This window comes from Sinorhizobium arboris LMG 14919, assembly GCF_000427465.1.
Lineage (GTDB): Bacteria > Pseudomonadota > Alphaproteobacteria > Rhizobiales > Rhizobiaceae > Sinorhizobium > Sinorhizobium arboris.
Map to the genome: position 1 here is coordinate 3,647,163 of NZ_ATYB01000014.1, position 20,576 is coordinate 3,667,738.

Annotated in this window: 19 protein-coding genes; 6 read left to right on the forward strand and 13 right to left on the reverse strand. The window is 63.9% G+C overall.

Annotated elements, in window-relative coordinates:
* Positions 1–128: 128 nt before the first annotated feature.
* Positions 129–761, forward strand: coding sequence for a LysE family translocator (locus SINAR_RS0128780; RefSeq protein ID WP_028002299.1), 633 nt, complete (start codon positions 129–131; stop codon positions 759–761).
* A 92-nt stretch (positions 762–853) separates the two neighbouring features.
* Here the strand turns inward: SINAR_RS0128780 and SINAR_RS0128785 are convergent, their stop codons facing one another.
* Positions 854–1,768, reverse strand: a complete 915-nt coding sequence (locus SINAR_RS0128785; RefSeq protein WP_028002300.1) for a DMT family transporter — start codon at positions 1,766–1,768, stop codon at positions 854–856.
* 134 nt (positions 1,769–1,902) lie between these two features.
* On the opposite strand from SINAR_RS0128785, the gene SINAR_RS0128790 reads away from it, so the two are divergent.
* Entirely contained in the window at positions 1,903–2,340 is a 438-nt protein-coding gene (locus tag SINAR_RS0128790; RefSeq protein WP_028002301.1) for an Lrp/AsnC family transcriptional regulator, read from the forward strand.
* Here the strand turns inward: SINAR_RS0128790 and dut are convergent.
* Positions 2,333–2,815: a dUTP diphosphatase gene (dut, locus tag SINAR_RS0128795; RefSeq protein WP_084617803.1), complete on the reverse strand. Its 483-nt coding sequence runs from the start codon at positions 2,813–2,815 to the stop codon at positions 2,333–2,335. The genes SINAR_RS0128790 and dut overlap by 8 nt on opposite strands.
* A gap of 98 nt (positions 2,816–2,913) precedes the next feature.
* Between dut and SINAR_RS0128800 the strand changes: the two genes are divergently transcribed.
* Complete coding sequence (locus tag SINAR_RS0128800) at positions 2,914–4,497, forward strand: peptide chain release factor 3 (protein WP_028002303.1); 1,584 nt, start codon at positions 2,914–2,916, stop codon at positions 4,495–4,497.
* Here the strand turns inward: SINAR_RS0128800 and SINAR_RS01000000133970 are convergent.
* Together SINAR_RS01000000133970 and SINAR_RS0128810 are read right to left on the reverse strand one after the other, a co-directional pair.
* The gene (locus SINAR_RS01000000133970; RefSeq protein WP_050577565.1) at positions 4,466–5,410 is read right to left on the reverse strand and encodes a DMT family transporter; all 945 of its coding nucleotides are present in this window, start codon (positions 5,408–5,410) and stop codon (positions 4,466–4,468) included. The genes SINAR_RS0128800 and SINAR_RS01000000133970 overlap by 32 nt on opposite strands.
* A gap of 82 nt (positions 5,411–5,492) precedes the next feature.
* Positions 5,493–6,302, reverse strand: coding sequence for an AraC family transcriptional regulator (locus tag SINAR_RS0128810; RefSeq protein WP_028002304.1), 810 nt, complete (start codon positions 6,300–6,302; stop codon positions 5,493–5,495).
* 112 nt (positions 6,303–6,414) lie between these two features.
* Between SINAR_RS0128810 and SINAR_RS0128815 the strand changes: the two genes are divergently transcribed.
* Positions 6,415–6,939 (forward strand): helix-turn-helix transcriptional regulator, encoded by a 525-nt coding sequence (locus SINAR_RS0128815; RefSeq protein ID WP_028002305.1) that lies wholly within the window; start codon positions 6,415–6,417, stop codon positions 6,937–6,939.
* 72 nt (positions 6,940–7,011) lie between these two features.
* Complete coding sequence (locus tag SINAR_RS0128820) at positions 7,012–7,995, forward strand: NAD-dependent epimerase/dehydratase family protein (protein WP_028002306.1); 984 nt, start codon at positions 7,012–7,014, stop codon at positions 7,993–7,995.
* Between the two features lie 4 nt (positions 7,996–7,999).
* Here SINAR_RS0128820 and SINAR_RS0128825 read toward each other — a convergent pair whose 3' ends face one another.
* From SINAR_RS0128825 to SINAR_RS0128855, 7 genes are all read right to left on the reverse strand, one after another.
* Complete coding sequence (locus SINAR_RS0128825) at positions 8,000–8,404, reverse strand: GFA family protein (RefSeq protein ID WP_028002307.1); 405 nt, start codon at positions 8,402–8,404, stop codon at positions 8,000–8,002.
* A 79-nt stretch (positions 8,405–8,483) separates the two neighbouring features.
* Positions 8,484–9,284: a 5-deoxy-glucuronate isomerase gene (gene iolB, locus SINAR_RS0128830; protein ID WP_028002308.1), complete on the reverse strand. Its 801-nt coding sequence runs from the start codon at positions 9,282–9,284 to the stop codon at positions 8,484–8,486.
* Between the two features lie 62 nt (positions 9,285–9,346).
* Positions 9,347–10,246: a myo-inosose-2 dehydratase gene (gene iolE, locus SINAR_RS0128835; RefSeq protein WP_028002309.1), complete on the reverse strand. Its 900-nt coding sequence runs from the start codon at positions 10,244–10,246 to the stop codon at positions 9,347–9,349.
* A 187-nt stretch (positions 10,247–10,433) separates the two neighbouring features.
* Complete coding sequence (iolD, locus tag SINAR_RS0128840; protein WP_028002310.1) at positions 10,434–12,287, reverse strand: 3D-(3,5/4)-trihydroxycyclohexane-1,2-dione acylhydrolase (decyclizing); 1,854 nt, start codon at positions 12,285–12,287, stop codon at positions 10,434–10,436.
* A 49-nt stretch (positions 12,288–12,336) separates the two neighbouring features.
* Positions 12,337–14,289, reverse strand: coding sequence for a bifunctional 5-dehydro-2-deoxygluconokinase/5-dehydro-2-deoxyphosphogluconate aldolase (locus tag SINAR_RS0128845; RefSeq protein WP_028002311.1), 1,953 nt, complete (start codon positions 14,287–14,289; stop codon positions 12,337–12,339).
* Between the two features lie 118 nt (positions 14,290–14,407).
* A complete protein-coding gene (locus SINAR_RS0128850) occupies positions 14,408–15,262 on the reverse strand; it encodes a MurR/RpiR family transcriptional regulator (RefSeq protein ID WP_028002312.1) in 855 nt (284 codons plus the stop codon).
* A 221-nt stretch (positions 15,263–15,483) separates the two neighbouring features.
* Entirely contained in the window at positions 15,484–16,614 is a 1,131-nt protein-coding gene (locus SINAR_RS0128855; protein WP_028002313.1) for a Gfo/Idh/MocA family protein, read from the reverse strand.
* A 246-nt stretch (positions 16,615–16,860) separates the two neighbouring features.
* Here SINAR_RS0128855 and SINAR_RS0128860 point away from each other — a divergent pair, with 246 nt between their 5' ends.
* Positions 16,861–17,676: a class II glutamine amidotransferase gene (locus SINAR_RS0128860; RefSeq protein ID WP_028002314.1), complete on the forward strand. Its 816-nt coding sequence runs from the start codon at positions 16,861–16,863 to the stop codon at positions 17,674–17,676.
* Here SINAR_RS0128860 and coaBC read toward each other — a convergent pair.
* On the reverse strand, positions 17,668–18,873 hold the full coding sequence (coaBC, locus tag SINAR_RS0128865) for a bifunctional phosphopantothenoylcysteine decarboxylase/phosphopantothenate--cysteine ligase CoaBC (RefSeq protein ID WP_028002315.1): 1,206 nt from the start codon (positions 18,871–18,873) through the stop codon (positions 17,668–17,670). The genes SINAR_RS0128860 and coaBC overlap by 9 nt on opposite strands.
* 804 nt (positions 18,874–19,677) lie before the next feature.
* Entirely contained in the window at positions 19,678–20,322 is a 645-nt protein-coding gene (locus tag SINAR_RS0128870; protein WP_028002316.1) for an outer membrane protein, read from the reverse strand.
* Positions 20,323–20,576 lie beyond the last annotated feature (254 nt).

Sequence of the window (20,576 nt, forward strand, 5' to 3'; positions counted from 1 at the left end):
CAATCTGCCGCCGAGGAAAATCCGGGCGCACTCGCGTACACGCGCGAAAATTGATCGGGTGACAAGAACGGCGTTGCCCTCGGCGGCAGAGCCGTACACTTTCCGGAAAAATGGGAGACCGGCGCACCATGCCCGAAGTTCAGAACCTCCTGGGCTTTGCCCTGATCGCGCTCGGCATGGTGCTGACGCCGGGGCCGAACATGATCTATCTGATCTCCCGCTCGATCTGCCAGGGACCGGCGGCGGGGCTGATCTCGCTCGGAGGCGTGGCGCTCGGCTTCGTCTGTTACATGGTGTCTGCCGCGTTCGGCATTACCGCCCTGCTTCTCGCGGTTCCCTTTGCCTATGATGCCCTTCGTTTCGCAGGTGCGCTTTACCTGCTTTACCTCGCGTGGCAGGCGGTCCGTCCCGGCGGCCGCTCGATCTTTCAAGTGCGCGACCTGCCGAAGGATCGTCCGCGCAAGCTCTTCGTGATGGGCTTCTTCACCAGCATGCTCAACCCGAAGGTGGCTATCCTTTACCTGTCGCTGCTGCCGCAATTCATCCGTCCCGAGGCCGGCAACGTGCTCGCGCAGTCTCTCGTCTTCGGCAGCGTGCAGATCGCGATCAGTGTCAGCGTCAATGCGCTGATCGCGATGACGGCCGGAGCGGTGGCCGCCTTCCTCTCCGGTCGGCCGTCCTTCATGCTGGTGCAGCGCTGGCTCATGAGCACGGCGCTTGCGGGTCTTGCCATCAGCATGGCCGCGGAGGCGCGGCGCTAGACCACTTCGCTTTTCCCCGAGGCGCGGAAACATCAAACGCTTCGGTTCGCGCAATCCGGACGGAAGACCGCATACGCTTTCCTGGAAGTGCCCTAGAGGCTTCCTTCCGCCGGGCGCTTGGCGGACGGTGACGACGGCCGAAGGGTCCAGCCCAGATTCGTGCCCGCGGCAGCAATGAGGATCGCGACCGAGCCCGCGATCTGCGCCGGCTGCAGGGCGTGGCCGAAGGCGATGCGGTCGACCAGGATCGCGGCGATCGGATAGATGAAGGAGAGGGCGCCGGTCATGTGGGTCGGCAGCTTCTGGATGGCGCCATAGAGCAGGATATACATGATGCCCGTGTGGACGACGCCGACGGTCAGGAGCAGCGTCCACTGGAGCGTGCCTTGCGGCAGCGGCGCGACAAGGGCGAAGGGGGCGAGCATGGCCGCTCCGGTGATGACCTGCACCAGCGCGATCAGATGCGGCGGCGTGCCCTTGAGGAGCTTGGTGACGAGCGCCGCGATGGCATAGAAGAAAGCGGCACCGAGCGACAGGGCGATTCCGGCCAGATAGTCGGCGGGCTCGAAGCCGCCCGCGGGCTTGGCGGAGACGATCGCGACCATGCCTGCGAAGGAGAGTGAGAGCCAGAGAAGCTTGCTGGCGGTGATCTTCTCTCCGAGAAAAAGCGCGCCGAGCCCGAGCAGCATGAAGGGTTGCGTGTTGTAGACCATCGTCGCGATCGAGATCGAGGCGCGGGGATAGGCGGCGAAGAGCAGGAGCCAGTTCACGACGATCGCGACGCCGCCCAGAGCGGAAAGAACGATGACCTTCATCCGCAAATGTCTGAGGTCGATGAGGCCGAAGACTGCCGCAAGTGCGGCAAGCGTCGCAGCCCCGAACACGCAACGCCAGAAGACGACGCCCGCCACGGGCTGGCCTGACATCAGGACGAACCAGCCGATGGTTCCCGAAATCAGCATCGCCGCCGTCATTTCCGCGCTTCCGCGCCGCATGTCCCTATCCATAGCCTTGGCTCCATTCATTGTGCTGCAATAATAATGAGCTTGCTGGCGCAGAGATATGGATATTGAGAGGAAAATATGGGAATATGCCTAAAATTTTGAGGTAGAAAAGCCGATTTGGCTTAGGGGGAATTCGCATGCTGGACGAGCTCGACCGCCGCATTCTCGAAATTCTGGCCGCCAATGCCCGGGTGTCGCTGAAGGAACTGGCGCAGGAGGCGGGCCTTTCCTCGCCGAGTGCAGCAGAGCGGCTGCGCAAGCTCGAGGAGCGCGGTGTGCTCGACGGCTTCACGATTTCGGTCAATCCGGCGCGCCTCGGCTATCCGCTGCAGGCCATCGTCCGCATCCGCCCCATGCCGGGCATGCTGCATATCGTCGAAAGGCTGATCCAGGAAACGCCCGAATTCATCGAATGCGACAAGGTTACGGGGGACGACTGCTTCATCGCCAAGATGCTGGTGCGCGACATGGCGGAACTCGACACGATCCTCGACCGCATCGCCGAAAAGGCGCAGACCAACACGTCGATCGTCAAAGCGTCGCCGGTCAAGCGGCGCCTGCCGCCGCTTATCTAGTTCCGGTCGAGCCGAAGCCGCCGGCCCCGCGCACCGTCGCCGTCGCGCCATCCGCCTCGCGGATCGCCAGCTGGGTCACCGGGGCGATCACCATCTGGGCGATACGCATGCCGCGCTCGACCGCGAAATCCTCCGCACCGAGATTGACGAGCAGCACCTTCACTTCGCCGCGATAGTCGCTGTCGACGGTGCCCGGCGTATTGAGGCAGGTAATGCCGTGTTTGAAGGCAAGACCCGAACGCGGGCGAACCTGGCCCTCGTAACCCTCGGGGATCTCGAAGATGAAGCCGGTCGGCACCAATGCGCGTTCCCCCGGCCGGATCACCATCGGCCCATCCGCCGGAACCGCCGCACGCAGGTCCATCCCCGCGGCACCCGCCGTCTCATAGGCCGGCAGGTCGAGGCCTTCGCCATGGGGCAGGCGCACGAGGGTGAGGCAAGGGGCGAGGGCAGCGCGATTTTCGGACATGTGCATGATCATTCCATCATAAGCACGACCGGCTTTGCCGCAGTCAATTGCATATTGCCCCCCGAGGCTGTAAAGGACGCCGCAACTCACAGGATACTCAGATCATGGCCGAAAGCATTGCCGAGGCGGTCTCCCGCCGCCGCACATTTGCGATCATTTCGCATCCGGACGCAGGTAAGACGACGCTCACCGAGAAGCTGCTTCTGTTCGGCGGCGCGATCCAGCTCGCCGGCGAGGTCAAGGCCAAGAAGGACCGGATCCAGACCCGCTCGGACTGGATGAAGATCGAGCGCGAGCGCGGCATCTCGGTCGTCACCTCGGTGATGACTTTCGAATATAACGACACGGTTTACAACCTGCTGGACACGCCCGGGCACGAGGACTTCGCCGACGACACCTACCGCACCCTGACGGCGGTCGATGCGGCGGTCATGGTGATCGACGCGGCCAAGGGTATCGAGCCGCGCACGCTCAAGCTCTTCGAGGTTTGTCGTCTGCGCGATATCCCGATCATCACTTTCGTAAACAAGATGGACCGGGAAAGCCGCGACCCTTTCGAGATCCTCGACGAGGTCGAGCAGAAGCTGGCGCTCGACTGCGCGCCGGTCACCTGGCCGATCGGCCGCTCCAAGACCTTCTGCGGCACCTATCATCTTGCCACCGACGAGGTGCGCGGCGCCGACACGCAGGAACGTCTGACCAAGGTCAATGGTCCGGAAATGGCTGCGCACCGCCTGCCCGAGAACGAGCGCGACACCTTCATCGAGGAAACGTCGCTGGCGATCGAGGCCTGCAAGCCCTTCGACCGCAAGGCCTTCCTCGAAGGCCACCTGACGCCGGTCTTCTTCGGCTCGGCGCTCCGGAACTTCGGCGTGCGCGATCTGATCAATGCGCTCGCCGACTTTGCGCCGCCGCCGCGAGCCCAGGTTGCCGACATCCGCACCGTCGAGGCGACGGACGACAGGATGACCGCCTTCGTCTTCAAGATCCAGGCGAACATGGATCCGAACCACCGCGACCGCATCGCCTTCGTCCGCGTCTGCTCGGGCAAGCTCGAACGCGGCATGAAGGCGCGGCTTTCGCGCACCGGCAAGCAGATGGGCCTCACGGCGCCGCAATTCTTCTTTGCCTCGCAACGCCAGCTCGCCGATACGGCCTTCGCCGGCGACGTCGTCGGCATTCCGAACCACGGCACGCTTCGGATCGGCGACACGCTGACGGAAGGTGAGCCGCTGGTCTTCCAGGGCGTGCCGAACTTCGCGCCGGAGATCCTTCGCCGCGTCCGGCTCGAGGATGCGATGAAGGCGAAGAAGCTGAAGGAGGCGCTGCAGCAGATGGCGGAGGAGGGCGTCGTGCAGCTCTTTTCGCCCGATGACGGCGCGCCGGCAATCGTCGGCGTCGTCGGAGCGCTCCAGCTCGACGTCCTCAGGGAACGGCTGCAGGCGGAATACAGCCTGCCGGTCTCCTTCGAAATGTCCCGTTTTTCCATCTGCCGCTGGATCTCCGCCGAGAACCCGGCCGATCTCGAGAAGTTCATCGGAGCCCACCGCGGCGATATCGCGCGGGATCTCGACGGCGATCCGGTGTACATGGCGCAGGACGGGTTCTCGCTGCGCTACGAGTCGGAGCGCTACCCGGCGATCAGGATGGTGGCGATCAAGGAGTATCACGTCGCCAAGGCGGCGTGATCGTGCCTTCGCCGGATTCCACCCCACCAGCCTGTCCCGGGCTGGTCCCGCGTAGGCCGAGGCTCAACACGGCGATCAGCACGCAGGCCATGCCGATCATCTGATTGGCGGTGATCGTCTCGCCGAGAACGGCAGCGGCGAGGAGCAGCGCGGAAACGGGTGCCAGCGCGGTGAAGACCGAGGCCTCCGTGCCGCTCACCCTCTGAAGTCCCGCATACCAGAGCACGAAGCCCCCGACCGTGGGTACGAGCGCGTAATAGGCGACCGCGGCGAGGGCCGGGGCGCCTGGCGCACCCATAGAAGGAAGCTCGGCAAGCGCGAAGGGGAGCGCAATGGCGCCGCCGAAGCCCGTCATCAGCGCCGACAGGCCAAGCGGCGGAATCGCGACGCTGACGCGCTTGTTGAGCAGTATGAACAGCCCTTCGCAGATGACCGCGCCGAAGATCAGCGCGCTGCCGGCGAGCGAATGCGGGGTGTTCGCATCCGGCCGGAAGACGATCGCGAGAACGCCGGCCGCCGCCAGGCAAGCGGCCACGAGCACGGAGCGATGCGGACGCTCGCCGAGAACCATGATGGCGATCGCGGCGGAGACGACGGGAAGCGTCCCGATGATGACGCCGGCATTGGCCGCAGAGGTGAGCTTCAGGCCGGAAATGAGCAGAGTGGTGTAGCCGACGCTGCCGGCGCCTGCCTGAAACACGAGGATGAGCCAGTCGCTCTTCGCCAGCTTGGGCCAGGACGCCCCGGTTGCGCGCATCAGGCACAGGAAAAGAGGGAAGGCGATGGCGAAACGCAGCGCCGTGGCCGTGAAGGGCGGCAGGCCGGCGGCGATGATCTTGCTCGCAATCACGGTGCTGCCGACGAGCACCATGGCGAGCGACAGATAGATATATCCTTCAATTTGCTTCGACATCCCGCAGAAACTCCCGATTGGCGTTCGGGCAGAAGAGCCGATCGGCAGCCGGCGGTCTTGTATGGAATTGCAGATGTTGAAATCATTTCACCGCTTGCGCATAGGCTCCGGGCGAAAAGCCGTATTTGCGCACGAAAACCCGCGTCATGTGACTCTGGTCGACGAAGCCGCCCGCAGCTGCCGCCTCCGCGAGCGGCATACCCCCGGCGATCAGCCGCCGGACGACGTCTATCCGCCGCTGGACGAGATAGGCATGGGGCGTGAGCCCCGTTGCCTTGGCAAAGCCGCGAACAAGCTGGAAGCGGCTCAGGCCGCTCTCGCGGGCGAGGTCAGCGAGCGAGAGCGGCGCCAGCGGATCGTCATCGATCAGGCTTACGGCGGCGGCGACCGACTTCGGTGCGCTGGCCGGTGCATTTGGCGGGGCAAGCTGCATCGCCTCCGCAAACAGGGTGACGGCCAGTTCTTCCCATCGAAACCCCGTCCCGGCACCGCCGGCGCCTGCGGCGGCCGCGAAGATCGTGCCGAACCGGGCCGCGAGCCCGGCGTTCCGGATCACCGGGTCCGAGAATTCGCAATCCGACCTTTTCCCTTCTGAGACGTCGTCGATGAGCGAGGCGACCAGCGGCGGATCGAAATAGAGCATCCGCCAGGAGCGGCCCGCGTCACCGATCGGTGCGCCGTCATGGACCTCGCCGGGATTGACCGTGATCACATCGCCTGCCTTCGCCTCGACGGTTCCGCGGCCGCTCAGCGACGTTTGCGCGCCCGCACGGATCAGACCGATGCCGAACTGCTCGTGCGTATGGCGCGCGAAACTGTGGTTCGTCGCCGCTTCCACCACGTCGACGCCGGCGATGCGGCGCGGCAGCACCCTGAAATGCCCTTTCGCCATGTGCCGTTGCCGCCCCCGTTCTTCGTTGCGCCTCGATGGTGGTATAGCGCTTCCATCCCCCTGTCGCAAAGCGCAGGCGGATTGATGGTTTGGGCGGTTTCGGAGGAGTCGAATGATCTTTATGGGACGGACGCTGAAGCGGCTGCGGGTTCTGAACGGCATGAAGCAGACCCATGTGGCGGAGCTCCTGCGGGTGACGCAGGCGACGGTATCGCGCTGGGAGGCAGGTGTCCTGACGCCTTCGGATAGCCAGCGACAGGCACTGGAGCGCCTCTTCGCCAGGACGCCTTCGGCGGCCGATGCAGCCCTCAAGCGGCTGGTCGAAACGTCGGCGGCAAAGGTCCACCTGATCTGCGACCATTCGCACCGGCTGCTGGCGGCCTCGCCCGGACGGCGGGCGGAATGGAGGCGGGAGATGATCGGCGAGCCGATGTTCCGTTACGCCTCGGAGGAAATACGCAGGGCGGAAAGCGAACTCGACGATCTCGGCTGGCACGATTGCCGCGTGGCTTCGCTGGCCGTCGAGACCGGCCCCAACGGCCGTGATGACGTCCCGATCTCAGCCGGCCGCGTGCTTTGGGAGCGCATACCACTCGCCGATGGTGCGATGGGCCGGCTGGTCACCGCGCTCTCATGATCGCAACGCATAATTTATGCGTTGTCCCCGTCGCCGCGCTTGAACTAGCTTCGAGGTAAAAAGGAGCGACGCATGACGATATTGGTGACGGGAAGCGCCGGCCATCTGGGCGAAGCATTGATGCGGCTGCTGCGCGGGGCGGGGCACGACGTGCGCGGGATCGACATCAAGGTCTCCCCATTTACCGATGCGGTCGGATCGATCGTCGACCGCATATTCGTCCGTCACGCTATGAAGGACGTGCGCGCCGTCATCCATTCCGCGACCCTGCACAAGCCGCATGTGGCGACGCACGGCTATTCCGAATTCGTAGACACCAATGTCGCGGGCACGGTCAATCTTCTCGAAGAGGCGGCAGGGGCGGGCGTCGGAGCCTTTGTCTTCACCAGCACCACGAGCGCCTTCGGTTCGGCCCTGACGCCGGCGCCCGGCGAGCCCGCCGCCTGGATCACGGAGGATGTCCGGCCGATCCCGCGCAATATCTACGGCGTAAGCAAAGTCGCAGCGGAGGGTTTCTGCGAGCTTTTCGCGCGGCGGCATAGTCTGCCCGCCGTTATCCTCCGGACCTCGCGTTTCTTTCCCGAGGCCGACGACGACGCGGAAATCCGCGGCCGCTACGAAACGGCCAATGCGCAGGCGAACGAATTGCTCTACCGGCGCGCGGATATCGAGGACGTGGCGAGCGCGCATCTATCGGCGCTTGACCGGGCGAAGGAGATCGGCTTCGGCCGCTTCATCATTTCGGCGCCCGCGCCCTTCACGCGCGACGATCTGGCGGCATTGCGCGCGGATGCTCCATCCGTCGTCTTCAGCCGTTTTCCTGAATGCGAGGCACTCTATGCCGAACGCGGGTGGCGGCTCTTTCCGTCGATCGACCGGGTCTATGTGAGTGCGGGCGCGGTGGCCTCTCTCGGCTGGCGTCCGAAATATGATTTTGCCCATGTATTGAAATGCCTGCGCCGCGGCGAGGATTTTCGAAGCCCCCTCGCAATCGAGATCGGGTCCAAAGGCTACCACGACACGGTCTTTGCGGATGGGCCGTATCCGGTAGCGTGAACCGTCAATCCCGGGGCAGGCCCGGCAGCCTGCCGATGTCGCCGACCCAGGGCAGGGCGGAGGAGCACCAGATCTGACTGCGGGGGGCAAGCTCGCGCCGCTGGTTGATGGTGCCGAGGCGGATGCCGATCTCCCCGGCGTCCTCGTCCGTGCCCGTCGTATAGACAGGCGAGCCGCAATTCGGGCAGAAAAACTGCAGCCGCTTGCGTCCGTTTTCGCCGGTTTTGACATAAAGCTTCGGTTCGCCGCCGGTCAGCCGGAACGAGGCGCGTGAGGTGCTCGTGCTGACACGATAGGCGGTACCGGTCAGCCGTTGGCAATCGGTACAATGGCAGATCGTTACGTGTTCCGGATCTATCTCCGCCTCGTAGGTCACGAAGCCGCAATGGCATTGGCCGTCAATGTGCATCGGACGCTCCTCGTAGCTTGGCCTGAGCAAGATACGATAGGGCGCCTGCAACGTTCGTCGAGAGTGTTGCCACGCGGAGTCAAACTCCGGTGAACAGCCACTCGTGTTCCTTGGCATTGTGGAACTTCCAGATCCGCTTCGGACCCGCCATGACGTTGAGATAATAGGAATCATAGCCGTGAACCGCAGCCACCGGATGGTAGCCCTTCGGCACCAGCGTTACGTCGCCGTCTTCCACCGCCATGGTCTCGTCCAGGGAGCGGTCGTCGGTATAGACGCGCTGCATGGCAAAGCCCTGCGGTGGATTGAGTCGGTGGTAGTAGGTTTCCTCGAGATAGCTTTCGGCCGGCAGGTTGTCCTGATCGTGCTTGTGCGGCGGATAGGAGGAGGTGTGTCCGCCCGGGGTAATCACCTCCACCACCAGCAGCGACTGCGCCGATCCGTCGTTCTCCGGCATGATGTTGGTGACGTAGCGCGTGTTGGTGCCCCTGCCGCGGGTCATCTGCGGATGCGTACCGGGGCGGATGACCTTCGTCTTGAAGTTTTCGCCGCCCGGGGCGGAGCAGATGGCGAGGTCGAGATCGGTGGTCGCTTCGGCCTGCCAGCTGCTGCCCTTCGGCACGTAGACCGCGTAGGGCTGGCCTTCGAAGGGCGTCATGCGCTCGCCGAGCTCGCCGAAGTCCTCGCCGTCGACGGAAATCTTCGCCTTGCCGGCGACGAGCACGAGGCAGAGTTCCTTCTCCCCTGCTCCGCCGCCGGTCGTCTCGCCCGGCCGCAGCCGATGAAGCGCGAAACCGACATAGGTCCAGCCGGCACTCTCGGGCGTGATCTCCTGCATCAGGCCGGACGGGGCTTTGGGTTTGACGAGCAGTCTGGACATGTAAGGTCTCCTCAAGTTGCAGTCTGCGGCAGCCCGATGAGAGGCGCCTGACGAGGCGGGCTTTACTTGTCGAGCCCAGCCTCCCTCGCATATGCCTTCAGCGATTTCAGTCCGAGCGACTGGTATTCGAAAGGGTTGCGAATAGCCGAATCCTGCTCTGCCTCGATCACGAGCCAGCCCTCATAACCGTGTTCGGCCGCGATTTTGAGAACAGGCAGGAAATCGACGCCGCCTTCGGAGTCGCCCGGAACGGTAAAGACGCCGCGCCGCACGCCCTCGAGGAAGGACAGTCCTTCGCCCTCGACCACCTCCCGGACAGCCGGGCGGACGTTCTTGCAATGAATGTGGCGGACGCGGCTCATGTATTTCCGCGCCACTTCCGCCGGATCGGAACCGCCGAACCAGGCATGGCCGGTGTCGAGCAGCAGTTTGGTCGCAGGACCGGTGTTCTGCATCAACAGGTCGATCTCCTCGCCGGTCTGGACGATCGTGCCCATGTGGTGGTGGTAGACGAGTTCGATGCCCTGATCGGCGCAATATTCAGCGACCGCTTCGAGGTCGGCGCCGAATTTCTCCCACTTGTCTGCGGGCAGCACCGGCTTGTCCTTCACGAGCGGCTTGGAATCGTCGCCGTGGATGGCATTGGAGGTCTCGCAGACAATCGCCACCTTGCAGCCATTGTGCTTCAGAAGGTCGAGATGCGGCTGGATCGCCCTCTTCTCCGCTTCGACGTCGTGAGCGAGGAGGTTGGTCGAGTGCCAGCCCGATACGAAAACGAGATCATAACTCGCGAGTTTCTGCCTCAGCGCTTCGGGGTCGGAGGGCATCTTGTGGCCCTTCTCGATGCCGTCGAAGCCGATCTTCTGGCAATCGGAGAGGCAGTCCTCGAGCGTCAGATGCGCGCCGATCGAATGGTCGTCGTCATTGCTCCAGGCGATCGGGTTGGTTCCGTAGCGGATCATGTGTTTTGCCTTCTGTTGTCGCATGCTTGAGGCGGATGTTTCGCATCAGTCGGGGCGATGCCCCTCACATCCGGCTGCCGCCGCCTTCTCCCCGCCCCGCGGGGAGAGCGTTATGGTGAGGGGTATCTTCTGCTGCCGTGCACGGAACGGCGCCCGCATAAGAATGCGGGCACCTTGTCATTGAACGTCAACCAAACCGCTGCGCCTGGAGGGCCTTTTCGTAGCCTTCGCGGGCGGCCTTCACCTGATCGCGGTCCGAGACCTCCGGCACCGCGACGTCCCACCAGTGGCCGCCGGCCTCCGTCGTGATCAGCGGATCGGTATCGATGACGATGACGGTCGTGCGCGCCTCGTCGGCGGTCTCCGCGAGCGCAGCTTCGAGTTCGGGGATCGACCCGACCTTGCGGGTCACGGCGCCCATGGCCGCGGCATGCGCGGCGAAGTCGATCTGCGGCAGCTCCACGTGGTGCGCGTCCTTCAACAGATTGTTGAAGTTGGCACCGCCCGTTCCCATCTGCAGCCGGTTGATACAGCCATAGCCGGCATTGTCGAGCAGCACGACGGTGAATTTGGCGCCGAGCATGATCGAAGAGGCGATCTCCGAATTCAGCATCATGTAGCTGCCGTCGCCGACCATGACGATCACGTCGCTGTCGGGCTTGGCAAGCTTCACGCCCAGACCGCCGGCGACCTCGTAGCCCATGGTCGAAAAGCCGTATTCCATATGATAGCCGCCAGGCTCCTCCGCCTGCCATAGCTTGTGCAGTTCGCCGGGGAGCCCGCCGGCGGCGCAGACGAGTGTCGTTCGCCTGCCGCCGCGGGCGCGCTGAACGGCGCCGATGACCTGGGCATCGGAGGGAAGTGCCGCATTGGTGGTGGCGGTTACCCTGTCGGCCGCCGCCAGCCACTCGGCCTTGCCGGCTTTCGCCCTCTCGGTCCAGACACTCTCGGCCTTGTGGCCGCCAAGCCCGCCGGAGAGCCGGTTGAGGCCGGCGCGCGCGTCGCAAATCAGCGGCCGTCCCTCGTGTTTGCCGGCGTCGAAAGGCTGGACGTTGAGGCCGATGATTTTCAGTGCCTCGTTCTTGAAGAGCGCCCAGGATCCGGTGGTGAAATCCTGGAGCCGCGAGCCGACGGCGAGCACCACGTCGGCCTCCTCCGCCAGTGCGTTGGAGGCCGACGTGCCGGTTACACCGACGGAACCCATGTTCAGCGGATGCGAATGCGGCAGAGCGGACTTGCCGGCCTGCGTCTCGACGACCGGAATGCGGTGCTTCTCGGCGAATTCGGCGAGTTCAGCGCTCGCTTCCGAATAGAGCACGCCGCCGCCGGCGATGATGATCGGCTTCTTCGCCGATTTGAGCGCCTCGATCGCCGACGCCAGCTCGTCCAGATCCGGCTCGATGCGGCGCGGCACCCAGACCTTCTCGTCAAAGAAGGATTCGGGATAGTCATAGGCTTCCGCCTGGACGTCCTGGCAGAGCGAAAGCGTCACCGGGCCGCAGTCGGCAGGATCGGTCAGCACTTGCATGGCACGGCGCAGCGCCGGGATGATCTGCTCGGGCCGGGTGATGCGGTCGAAATAGCGCGAGACCGGGCGGAAGCAATCGTTCGCCGAAATCGTGCCATCGCCGAAACTCTCGACCTGCTGCAGTACCGGGTCGGGCCTGCGGTTGGCGAAGACGTCACCCGGCAGGAGGAGGACCGGCAGGCGGTTGACATGAGCAAGCGCGGCCGAGGTCACCATGTTGAGGGCGCCCGGACCGATTGAGGTCGTGCAGGCCATGAAGCGGCGACGGAAGCTAGCCTTGGCGAAGGCGATCGCCGCATTCGCCATGCCCTGTTCGTTCTGCGCGCGGTAGGTCGGAAGCGTTTCGCGCACGGAATAGAGCGCCTCGCCGACACCGGCCACGTTGCCGTGGCCGAAGATCGCGAAGACGCCGCCGAAGATCGGCACGCGCTCGCCGTCGATGATCGTCATCTGCCGGGTCAGGAACCGCGCCACGGCCTGTGCCATGGTCAGGCGCACGGTTTTCTGGCTCATCTGTTTCCTCCTTGCGGCCGCATCCTTGCGCCGCCTTATCGCTTTACCGCTACGCCGCCTTGGTCTCGCCCAATTGCAGCCAGAGATCGACAAGCGCCTTGAACTTCGCCGCCATGTCGGCCACCGCCTGCTCGTCGCTCATGCCGCCGGCGAGCCAGCTCCTGGCGGCATCGGCGAAGATTGTCCGGCCGACGGCAAATCCCTTGACCGTCTTCGACGCTCTGGCAGCGGCGAAGCCTTCCTTCAGCACCGCATAGGGCGCTTCCAGGCCGAGGAGCACCACGCCTCGGCAAAGCGGATCGCGCGTCTCGATCACGGCGTCGATGGCTGCCCAGGCGGTGCGGCTTGCCTGTGGTTCGAGCTTCCACCAGTCCGGCCTCAGGCCCGCATCATAGAGCTCCTCGAGCGCCCGCGGAATGGTCCGGTCGTCGAGTTTGCCGTGCTTGCCGGCTATGATCTCGATCAGGATCTCGCGCCCGACCTTGCGCGCCGCCTCGAAGGCCGAGCGAAGCTTGGCGGCCTGGGCGGTCTTGAGTTCGGACGGATCGTCGGGATGGTAGAAGGAAAGCACCTTGATGCAATGGTCGACCGGCCAGTCGATGAGACGGCTGCCGAGATCCTGGCTGAATTCGAAGGCGAGCGGCCGCGAGCCCGGAAGCTCGATCGGCTTGCCGATCCAGAAGTCGCGGTGGGCGCCTGCCGCATAGAGCGCGTCGCGGCCATATTTGTCGTCGATCAGCATGCCGAAGCCGGAGCGGCCTTGAGCCACCTCCGCCGCCGCCTTGACGGCGAGCACCTTGAAAGCGGGAATGCGGGCGAGCAGTTCCGGATCGCCCTCGGCAATGTCCTCCAGCTGGCTGCGATGGTCGACGGCGAGCGCCATCAGGAGCGGGATTTCGCGTCGCCGCGTCGTCGCCCAATGCACGTGGTTGATCGCCTCGTCCTTGCGCAACGCCTTCTGCTTGCTGCCATGCTCGAGGAAATATTGCAGTTCGGTCCAGGTCGGTATTTCCGGTGCGCAAAGCAGGCGCGAAACCGCGAAGGCGCCGCAGGCATTCGCCCAGGTGGCGCAAGTCGCGTGCGGCTCGCCGGCGAGCCAGCCGCGCAGGAAGCCGGACATGAAGGCGTCGCCGGCGCCGAGAACGTTGTAGACCTCGATCGGGAATCCCTTCCCCACGATACCGTCTTCGAGATCGTCCGAGATCGGTCCGTCATAAACGATGCAGCCCATCGGCCCGCGTTTGAGCACGATCGTGGCCCTGGAGAGCGAGCGGATGGTCTTGAGTGCAGCAAGCAGATCGCTTTCTCCCGACGCGATCAGCACTTCTTCCTCGGTCCCGACGATAAGGTCGCAGTCGCCGAGAACGGTCTTCAGATGTGCCGAGACGCGGTCCGAAGCGATATAGCGGCTCTCGCCGGCATCATGGCCGGCCAGGCCCCAGAGGTTCGGCCGGTAGTCGATGTCGAAGACGATCCTTGCGCCGCTTGCCTTGGCGATCCTGATCGCCTTGCGCTGGGCGGCGTCCGTGTTCGGTTTGGCGAAATGGGTGCCGGTGACCAGGACCGCGCGTGCCGAACGGATGAAGTCCTCCGAGATGTCGTCCGCGCAAAGCGCGTTGTCGGCGCAATTGTCGCGATAGAAAAGGAGCGGGAAGGACTTGTCGTTCTCGACGGAGAGGATTGCAAGTGCGGTCAGCCGCTCCGGGTCGGTGACGATGCCGCGTGTCTCTACGCCTTCGCGCTGAAGCTGTTCCCGGATGAATCGGCCCATCTGCTCGTCGCCGACACGCGTCAGGAGCGCCGATTTCAGGCCGAGGCGCGCCGTGCCCACGGAAATGTTGCAGGGGCAGCCGCCGACGGATTTGGCGAAGCTCGCCACGTCTTCGAGCCGCGTGCCGATCTGCTGTCCGTAGAGGTCTACCGAAGCCCTGCCGATCGTGATGAGGTCGAGGGGCTTGGCACCCGCACCTGATGAAACTTGGGCCGATGGAATCTGGCTCACTGCTTCCTCCCCGCGGACGCCGGACCGGCGCCGACAAATATGCCTATGCCTTGGGTGACGGGCGTATGAAACATAAATTCCGTTGTTTCGTCAATATAGAATTTCCATTCTATATTACTCACTCTCCCTCGGCGAGCCGGCGCCGCTTCTCGGCGATTGCGACGGTCAGCGCCATGGCGAAGGCCATGCTGGCGGAGAGCGAACGGAAGCCGGCGTGATCGGCCTCCACCAGTTCGAACCAGACCCGGGACGATTCGGCGAGCGGGGAGAAGGCGGAGTCGGTCAGCGAAACCACGGGCACCTTGCGACTGGCGAGCAGGCGCGCCTGGTTGGCGCTTTCCGACGCGTAGGGCGAGAAGCTTACCGCGAAGGCGGCATCGTCCTTTGTCGCCATCGCCAGCATGTCGTCGTCGATCCCGGCGGCCGTTCCGACATGCTGGTACTTCACCTTCAGCTTGCCGAAGGCGTAGGCCATGTAACTGGAGATCGGATAGGAGCGTCGCTTAGCGATGAGGTAGATCGTGTTCGCCCTGGCGAGAATGCCGACGGCGCGTTCGAAGGCCTCGGGATCGACCGAGGTCGCGATGTTGTCGAGCGAGCGATGGGCGGCGGCGACGAAGCCGTTGAAGATCGATCCGCTTTCCAGCTTGCTGTGGTCGTTCTGGCGCAGCGCCTTCAACCGTTCCTCGTAGCCGGGCGTGCGTTCCCGCAGCCGTGCGCGAAATATCTGCTGCAGGCTCGAAAAGCCTTCGAAGCCGAAGTGCTGGGCGAAGCGCACGAGCGTCGAGGGCTGGACGTCGGCCGAAGTCGCAATGCTCGCCGCCGTCCCGAAGGCGATCTCGTCCGGATTGTCGAGCGAATAGGCCGCCACCTGTTTCAGCCGCTTCGGCAGCTGCGCCTTGCGCTCGAGGATGACCGCCTTCAGCGTCTCGAAATCCTGCGGGACATCGGTGATCGTCTCAGGCGTCGGCATCGTTTCGGATCTCCGGGTCCACTCTCGTTCCGTTTACCTCAGTTTAATCGATTAGCCACCGCCGGGATAGAACGGACGTTCCATTTTGGGTCCTTTTCCCGTGCGAAGTTGCCTGAATGGCTTTCGCATCCGCCGCTCGTCTCGGTTTTAACCTTCTCCCCGCTTGCGGGGAGAAGATGGCCGCAGGCCGGACGAGGGTGTGCCGGCGTGACCGGATCGTGTCAGCCAATCTCCACCCATTGGTTCGTCCTTGCGGAGTGATAGGTCGCGGAAAGGACCTTCTGCACCTCGCAGCCTTCCCGGAAGTCGGTGGAGGTCTTGCCGCCCTTGGCGATCGCCTCCAGGAACTCGTTGGCCTCGATCGCCTTCAGGTCGTTGAAGCCGATCTGGTGTCCCGGCGCCACGCAGAACGCCCCGTAGGGCGGGTGCTCCGGTCCGGCCCAGATGGTACGAAAGCCGCGGCTCCTGGTATCGTCGCCCGCATAGTAGAGCTTGATCTCGTTCAGCCGTTCCTGGGTGAAGATGATGCTGCCCTTGGAGCCGTAGATCTCGAAGTCATGCTGCATCTTGCGGCCGGTGGCGATCCAGCTCGCTTCGAAGCTTCCGCTCGCGCCACTGTCGAAGCGGACGAAGGCCCGCGCGACGTCGTCGACCTCGACCCTGCGGGTCTCGGTTGCGCCGCGCGTGACAGGGCGTTCCGGAATATGGATGAGGGTTTCCGCCAGCACGGACCGGATCGGTCCGACGAGATGGCGCATGCAGGCGATCATATGGCTGCCGATGTCGGCGAGCGCACCGCCGCCGCTGCGCGGGTCGAGCCGCCATCCCCACGGAACGGCGGCATCCGCCATGAAGTCCTCCGCGTGAATGCCGCGGAACGACCTTATTTCCCCGATTTCGCCGCTCTCGATGATGTCCTTGGCGAGAAAAATGAGCGGGTTCTTGAGATAGTTGAATCCGACCTGGGTGACGATGCCGGCTTTTTCGGCAGCCGCGACCATTTCTGCGCAGTCGGCGACCGTCGGGGCCAGCGGCTTTTCGCAATAGACGTGCTTGCCGTGGGCGACCGCCGCGAGCGCCATCTCCTTGTGCAGGAGGTTCGGCGTGGTGATGTCGATGATGTCGATTTCCGGGTCGGTCAGAAGGTCGCGCCAATCGGCGGTCGCCTTGCGGAAGCCGAACCGGCGGCGAGCCGCCTCCGCACTATCCTGCGTCACGTCCGCTACGGTTGCGAAATCCAGTTCGAAGGGCAGGTCGAAGACTCGTGCCGCAATCGTGAAGCCAAGGGCGTGGGCCTTACCCATGAAGCCCGTACCGATCAGGCCGATGCCCAGCCTGCGCTTACCGTTCATATCGCTTCTCCCGGGCCAGGCCCCACATCTGCGTTCGACGGAAATGAAATGAATTGTGCGAATATTGTCAATATGGAATGTTTATTCGAAATGGGCCTGTCCTGAGCGAAACGGCGCGTGCCCGCCTGGTCGGCCGTGCTCGGGGGGATGTATTAACGCATTTTTACCTGTTCGATCGAAATATCGCTGATGACGGTGATGAACGAATCGCTTTTGTATGACGGGGCCAAATCAGGACAATCGAGCATGTGCCGTTGGGCAGCCTATCGCGGAGAGCCGCTCTATCTCGAAGAGCTCGTGACATCGCCTAAGCATTCCCTGATCGAGCAGTCCCACTGCGCCGCGAGGGCAAAGACCGCGACCAATGGCGACGGTTTCGGAATAGCCTGGTATGGCGACCGCCCCGAACCGGGCCGCTACCGCGACGTCCTGCCCGCCTGGTCCGACTGCAACCTGAAGAGCATCGCGAGACAGATTCGCTCGCCGCTGTTCCTCGCCCATATGCGCGCGGCCACGGGCGGCGGTACGCGCCGCGACAATTGCCATCCCTTCGTCTTTGGCCGCTGGTCCTTCATGCATAACGGCCAGATCGGCGATTTCGAGCATTTGCGGCGGCCGATGGAGACGATGCTCGACAACGAGCTCTATGCGGCACGAAGCGGCACGACGGATTCGGAACTGCTCTTTCTGCTCGCCTTGCAGTTCGGCCTCGACCGCGATCCCCTCGCTGCCGTCGCCGAGGCGCTCGCCTTCGTCGAGCGGCTTGCCGAACGCCTGGGACGGCCGGCGCTGGTGCGCTTCACCGCGGCCTTCTCCGACGGCCGCAACCTCTATGCGGTTCGTTACGCCACCGACTGGAAGGCTCCGACGCTCTATGCCGGGCCGATGGGTCCGAGCGGAGGATATTGCCTCGTCTCCGAGCCCCTTAACGACGACGACAGTGCATGGCTGGAAATTCCGGACGGCTCCGCGATCATCGTCGGGGAAAACGGCGTCGACATGCGCCTTTTCGGGACAACCGATATGGCAAGGGCGCCCATCTCCGGCCTGTCCTCAGGATAAAAGCTTAGCCGCGATCAGAGCTGCCAGCTTCGCGGCCACATCGTCCTTACTCATTTCCGGCCATTCTTCGGTGCCGTCGCGGCCGATCAGCTTCACGCGATTGCGGTCGCCGCCCATGATGCCGGTTGCGGGCGACACGTCGTTCGCCAGAATGTAATCGGCGCCCTTCTTTTGGAGCTTGGCGCGGCCGTTCTCCGCGACATTCTCGGTCTCGGCGGCAAAACCGATTACGAGCTTCGGACGCGCAGCGTGGTGCCCTACGGCTTTCAGGATGTCGGGATTTTCCGCAAGCTGCAGCGGAGGAGGGGCCTCGCCCGGCCGCTTCTTGATCTTGTTTCCCGCGGCCGATGCGACGCGCCAGTCGGCAACGGCCGCCACCATCACGGCCACGTCGGCCGGCAGGGCGGCCAGCACGGCGTCGCGCATCTCCACGGCGCGCTCGACCGGGACGACGCGGACGCCGGCGGGACTCGCGATCGTCACCGGCCCGGAGACGAGCGTGACCTCCGCGCCGAGCCGCGCAAGCGCTGCGGCGATCGCGTGGCCCTGCTTGCCCGACGAGCGGTTGGCGATGTAGCGCACCGGATCGATCGGCTCGTGCGTGGGGCCGGAAGTGACAACCGCCTTGCGCCCGGCAAGCGGCTTCGCCTCGCCGAGCAATCCTTCCGCCGCGGCGACGATCTCCAGCGGTTCGGCCATGCGGCCTTCGCCCGCTTCGCCGCTTTCGGCCATCTCGCCCGTGGCTGGGCCGACGAAGCGGACGCCGTCGCCGGCGAGCGTCTCCAGGTTTCGGCGCGTTGCCGGATGCATCCACATCCTGGGGTTCATCGCCGGCGCCAGCAGTATCGGCCGATCGGTTGCCAAGAGCACCGTCGAGGCAAGGTCGTCGGCGTGGCCGTTCGCCATCTTTGCCATCAGGTCGGCCGTTGCCGGCGCCACGACCACGAGATCGCAATGGCGCGCCAGCCGGATATGGCCGACATCCTGCTCGTCCTCGCGGGAAAAAAGCTCCGTGAAAACGTGAGAGGCCGAAAGCGCGCCGACGGTCAGCGGCGTCACGAATTGCTGCGCGGCCGCGGTCATCACCGGGCGCACGTCGGCGCCGCGCTCGCGCAGGCGGCGGATCAGATCAAGGCTTTTATAAGCCGCGATGCCGCCGGATATGATGAGAAGAATGCGCCTGCCCGAAAGTGTCATTCCGCTTCGGCCTCAGCCGCTCCCGTCCGTTTCCGGCGACCCTACTCGACCGGCTTGCCGCACGCAATTGCGGGCCCGCCTTCCGCGGGGCTCCGAATTCAGGTTAAAGGACTTTCGGGATTGCGGATCGGCTGATTCTATGGGTACTCGCCCTCTTGCGGGAAGTGCTTCTGGTCGTCTGCGGCACGATCTGCGACTGCGATGATTACGATTCGATTGCCGACTCCAGGGCAATGGAGTGAGATAACGCGTGACGTCGCATTGCTGAATCTGTTGGGAGATGGCGACCAATGGGAGGCGAGCGAGGAAGCGGTTCCGGAAGATATTGTTTTTTGGGGTCGTTTTGCCGACTTTCCGGGACTCCCGGCAACTGGCCAAGGTGATCTGTCCGGTGACGGAGATCCCGCCGCTTTCCTTGCCTTTGCCCGACCCTAACCGTCCGGGCGAGGTGCTCGCCGCTCTGGGTACCGGAAGTTTCAGAAACGCTTCGTCGATCGGGTCGCCGGCCTGACCGGTACGGCTGTCACGTCGATCGCCATCAACGGAAAGGCCAGTCGGCGCTCCGGTGCGAAAAGGCACCCTGTCGGCCTCACGGCCCGGCAGTGCCCGGTGCTCGTACAGGTCAAGGTGGCAGAGCAATCCAACGAGAATGTTGCCACTCCCGAACTTCTCGACATGCTGGCCATGCCGCCGCACGATGTGCTGCAGCGCCGGTCGGGCAAGACCTACCGACGCCGCAGCAAACTCGCACGCCTCGCGGCCGGGCAGTGCTACCCATCCAAGGCCGCGATGCTTGGCCGGAAATCAGAACTTTACGCCTATGCCGACCGTGACCTGGTGCTGGTCAAGATCGGCGTTGAGGTCTTGGAAGGTGGTCTTGTCGCCGAAATCGTTGTAGCGGTATTCGGCGCGGCCAAAGATGTTGTTCGTGAAGGCATAGTCCACACCGGTTCCAACGGTCCAGCCGTTGAAGGTTTCCTTTTGTTTGCCTCCCGGCACGTCGATGTCGACGAAGCCGCGGGTCGCCGTCCAGCCCGCAGTGGTATAGATCAACGCCTTGTCGAGGGCATAGCCGACCCGACCGCGAACTGAACCAGATACGTCCGTGCCCACGTCCACATTGGTGCCGAAGACGTCGTATCTGTTGTCATTCCAGTTGTAGGAGATATCGCCCTCGATGCCGAAGACCCAATCACCCTGCTGATAGTTGTAGCCAGCGAAGCCGCCGAGCAATCCACCATTGAAGTCTTCGGATGCACTTGCGCCGGGGACGCTGAAATCGCCGTCGAGCCATCCACCGCCGCCCTGCAGACCTACGTAGCCGCCACTCCAAGTAAAAGCCGGAGCCTCCTCGAGAACCGGAACCGGAGGCTGCTCGGAAACGAGGTCGGCAGCAAAAACTGGTGCCGCAAGTAATCCGAGAAGGGCGGCAGAGTTCAGAAGTTTCATCGACATCAAAAAATGCTCCTTGCTAATGCCTGATGTTCCGCAACTAACGAATGGTTCCCAAGTGGCGACGGACCGCTGATGTCATCTGCGCCAGATCGCACACACGCGCGCCGCTCAAGAGGTCGACAAGTTGGCAACCATGTGTTGTGTTCGCAACACTAATGTAGAATAACTTAATGCTACCAGAAGTTATATTGCAAAGATGACACACTCAGTCCGCTTTTTTTCCGAGCTCCGAACTCGTCGTCTGTGAA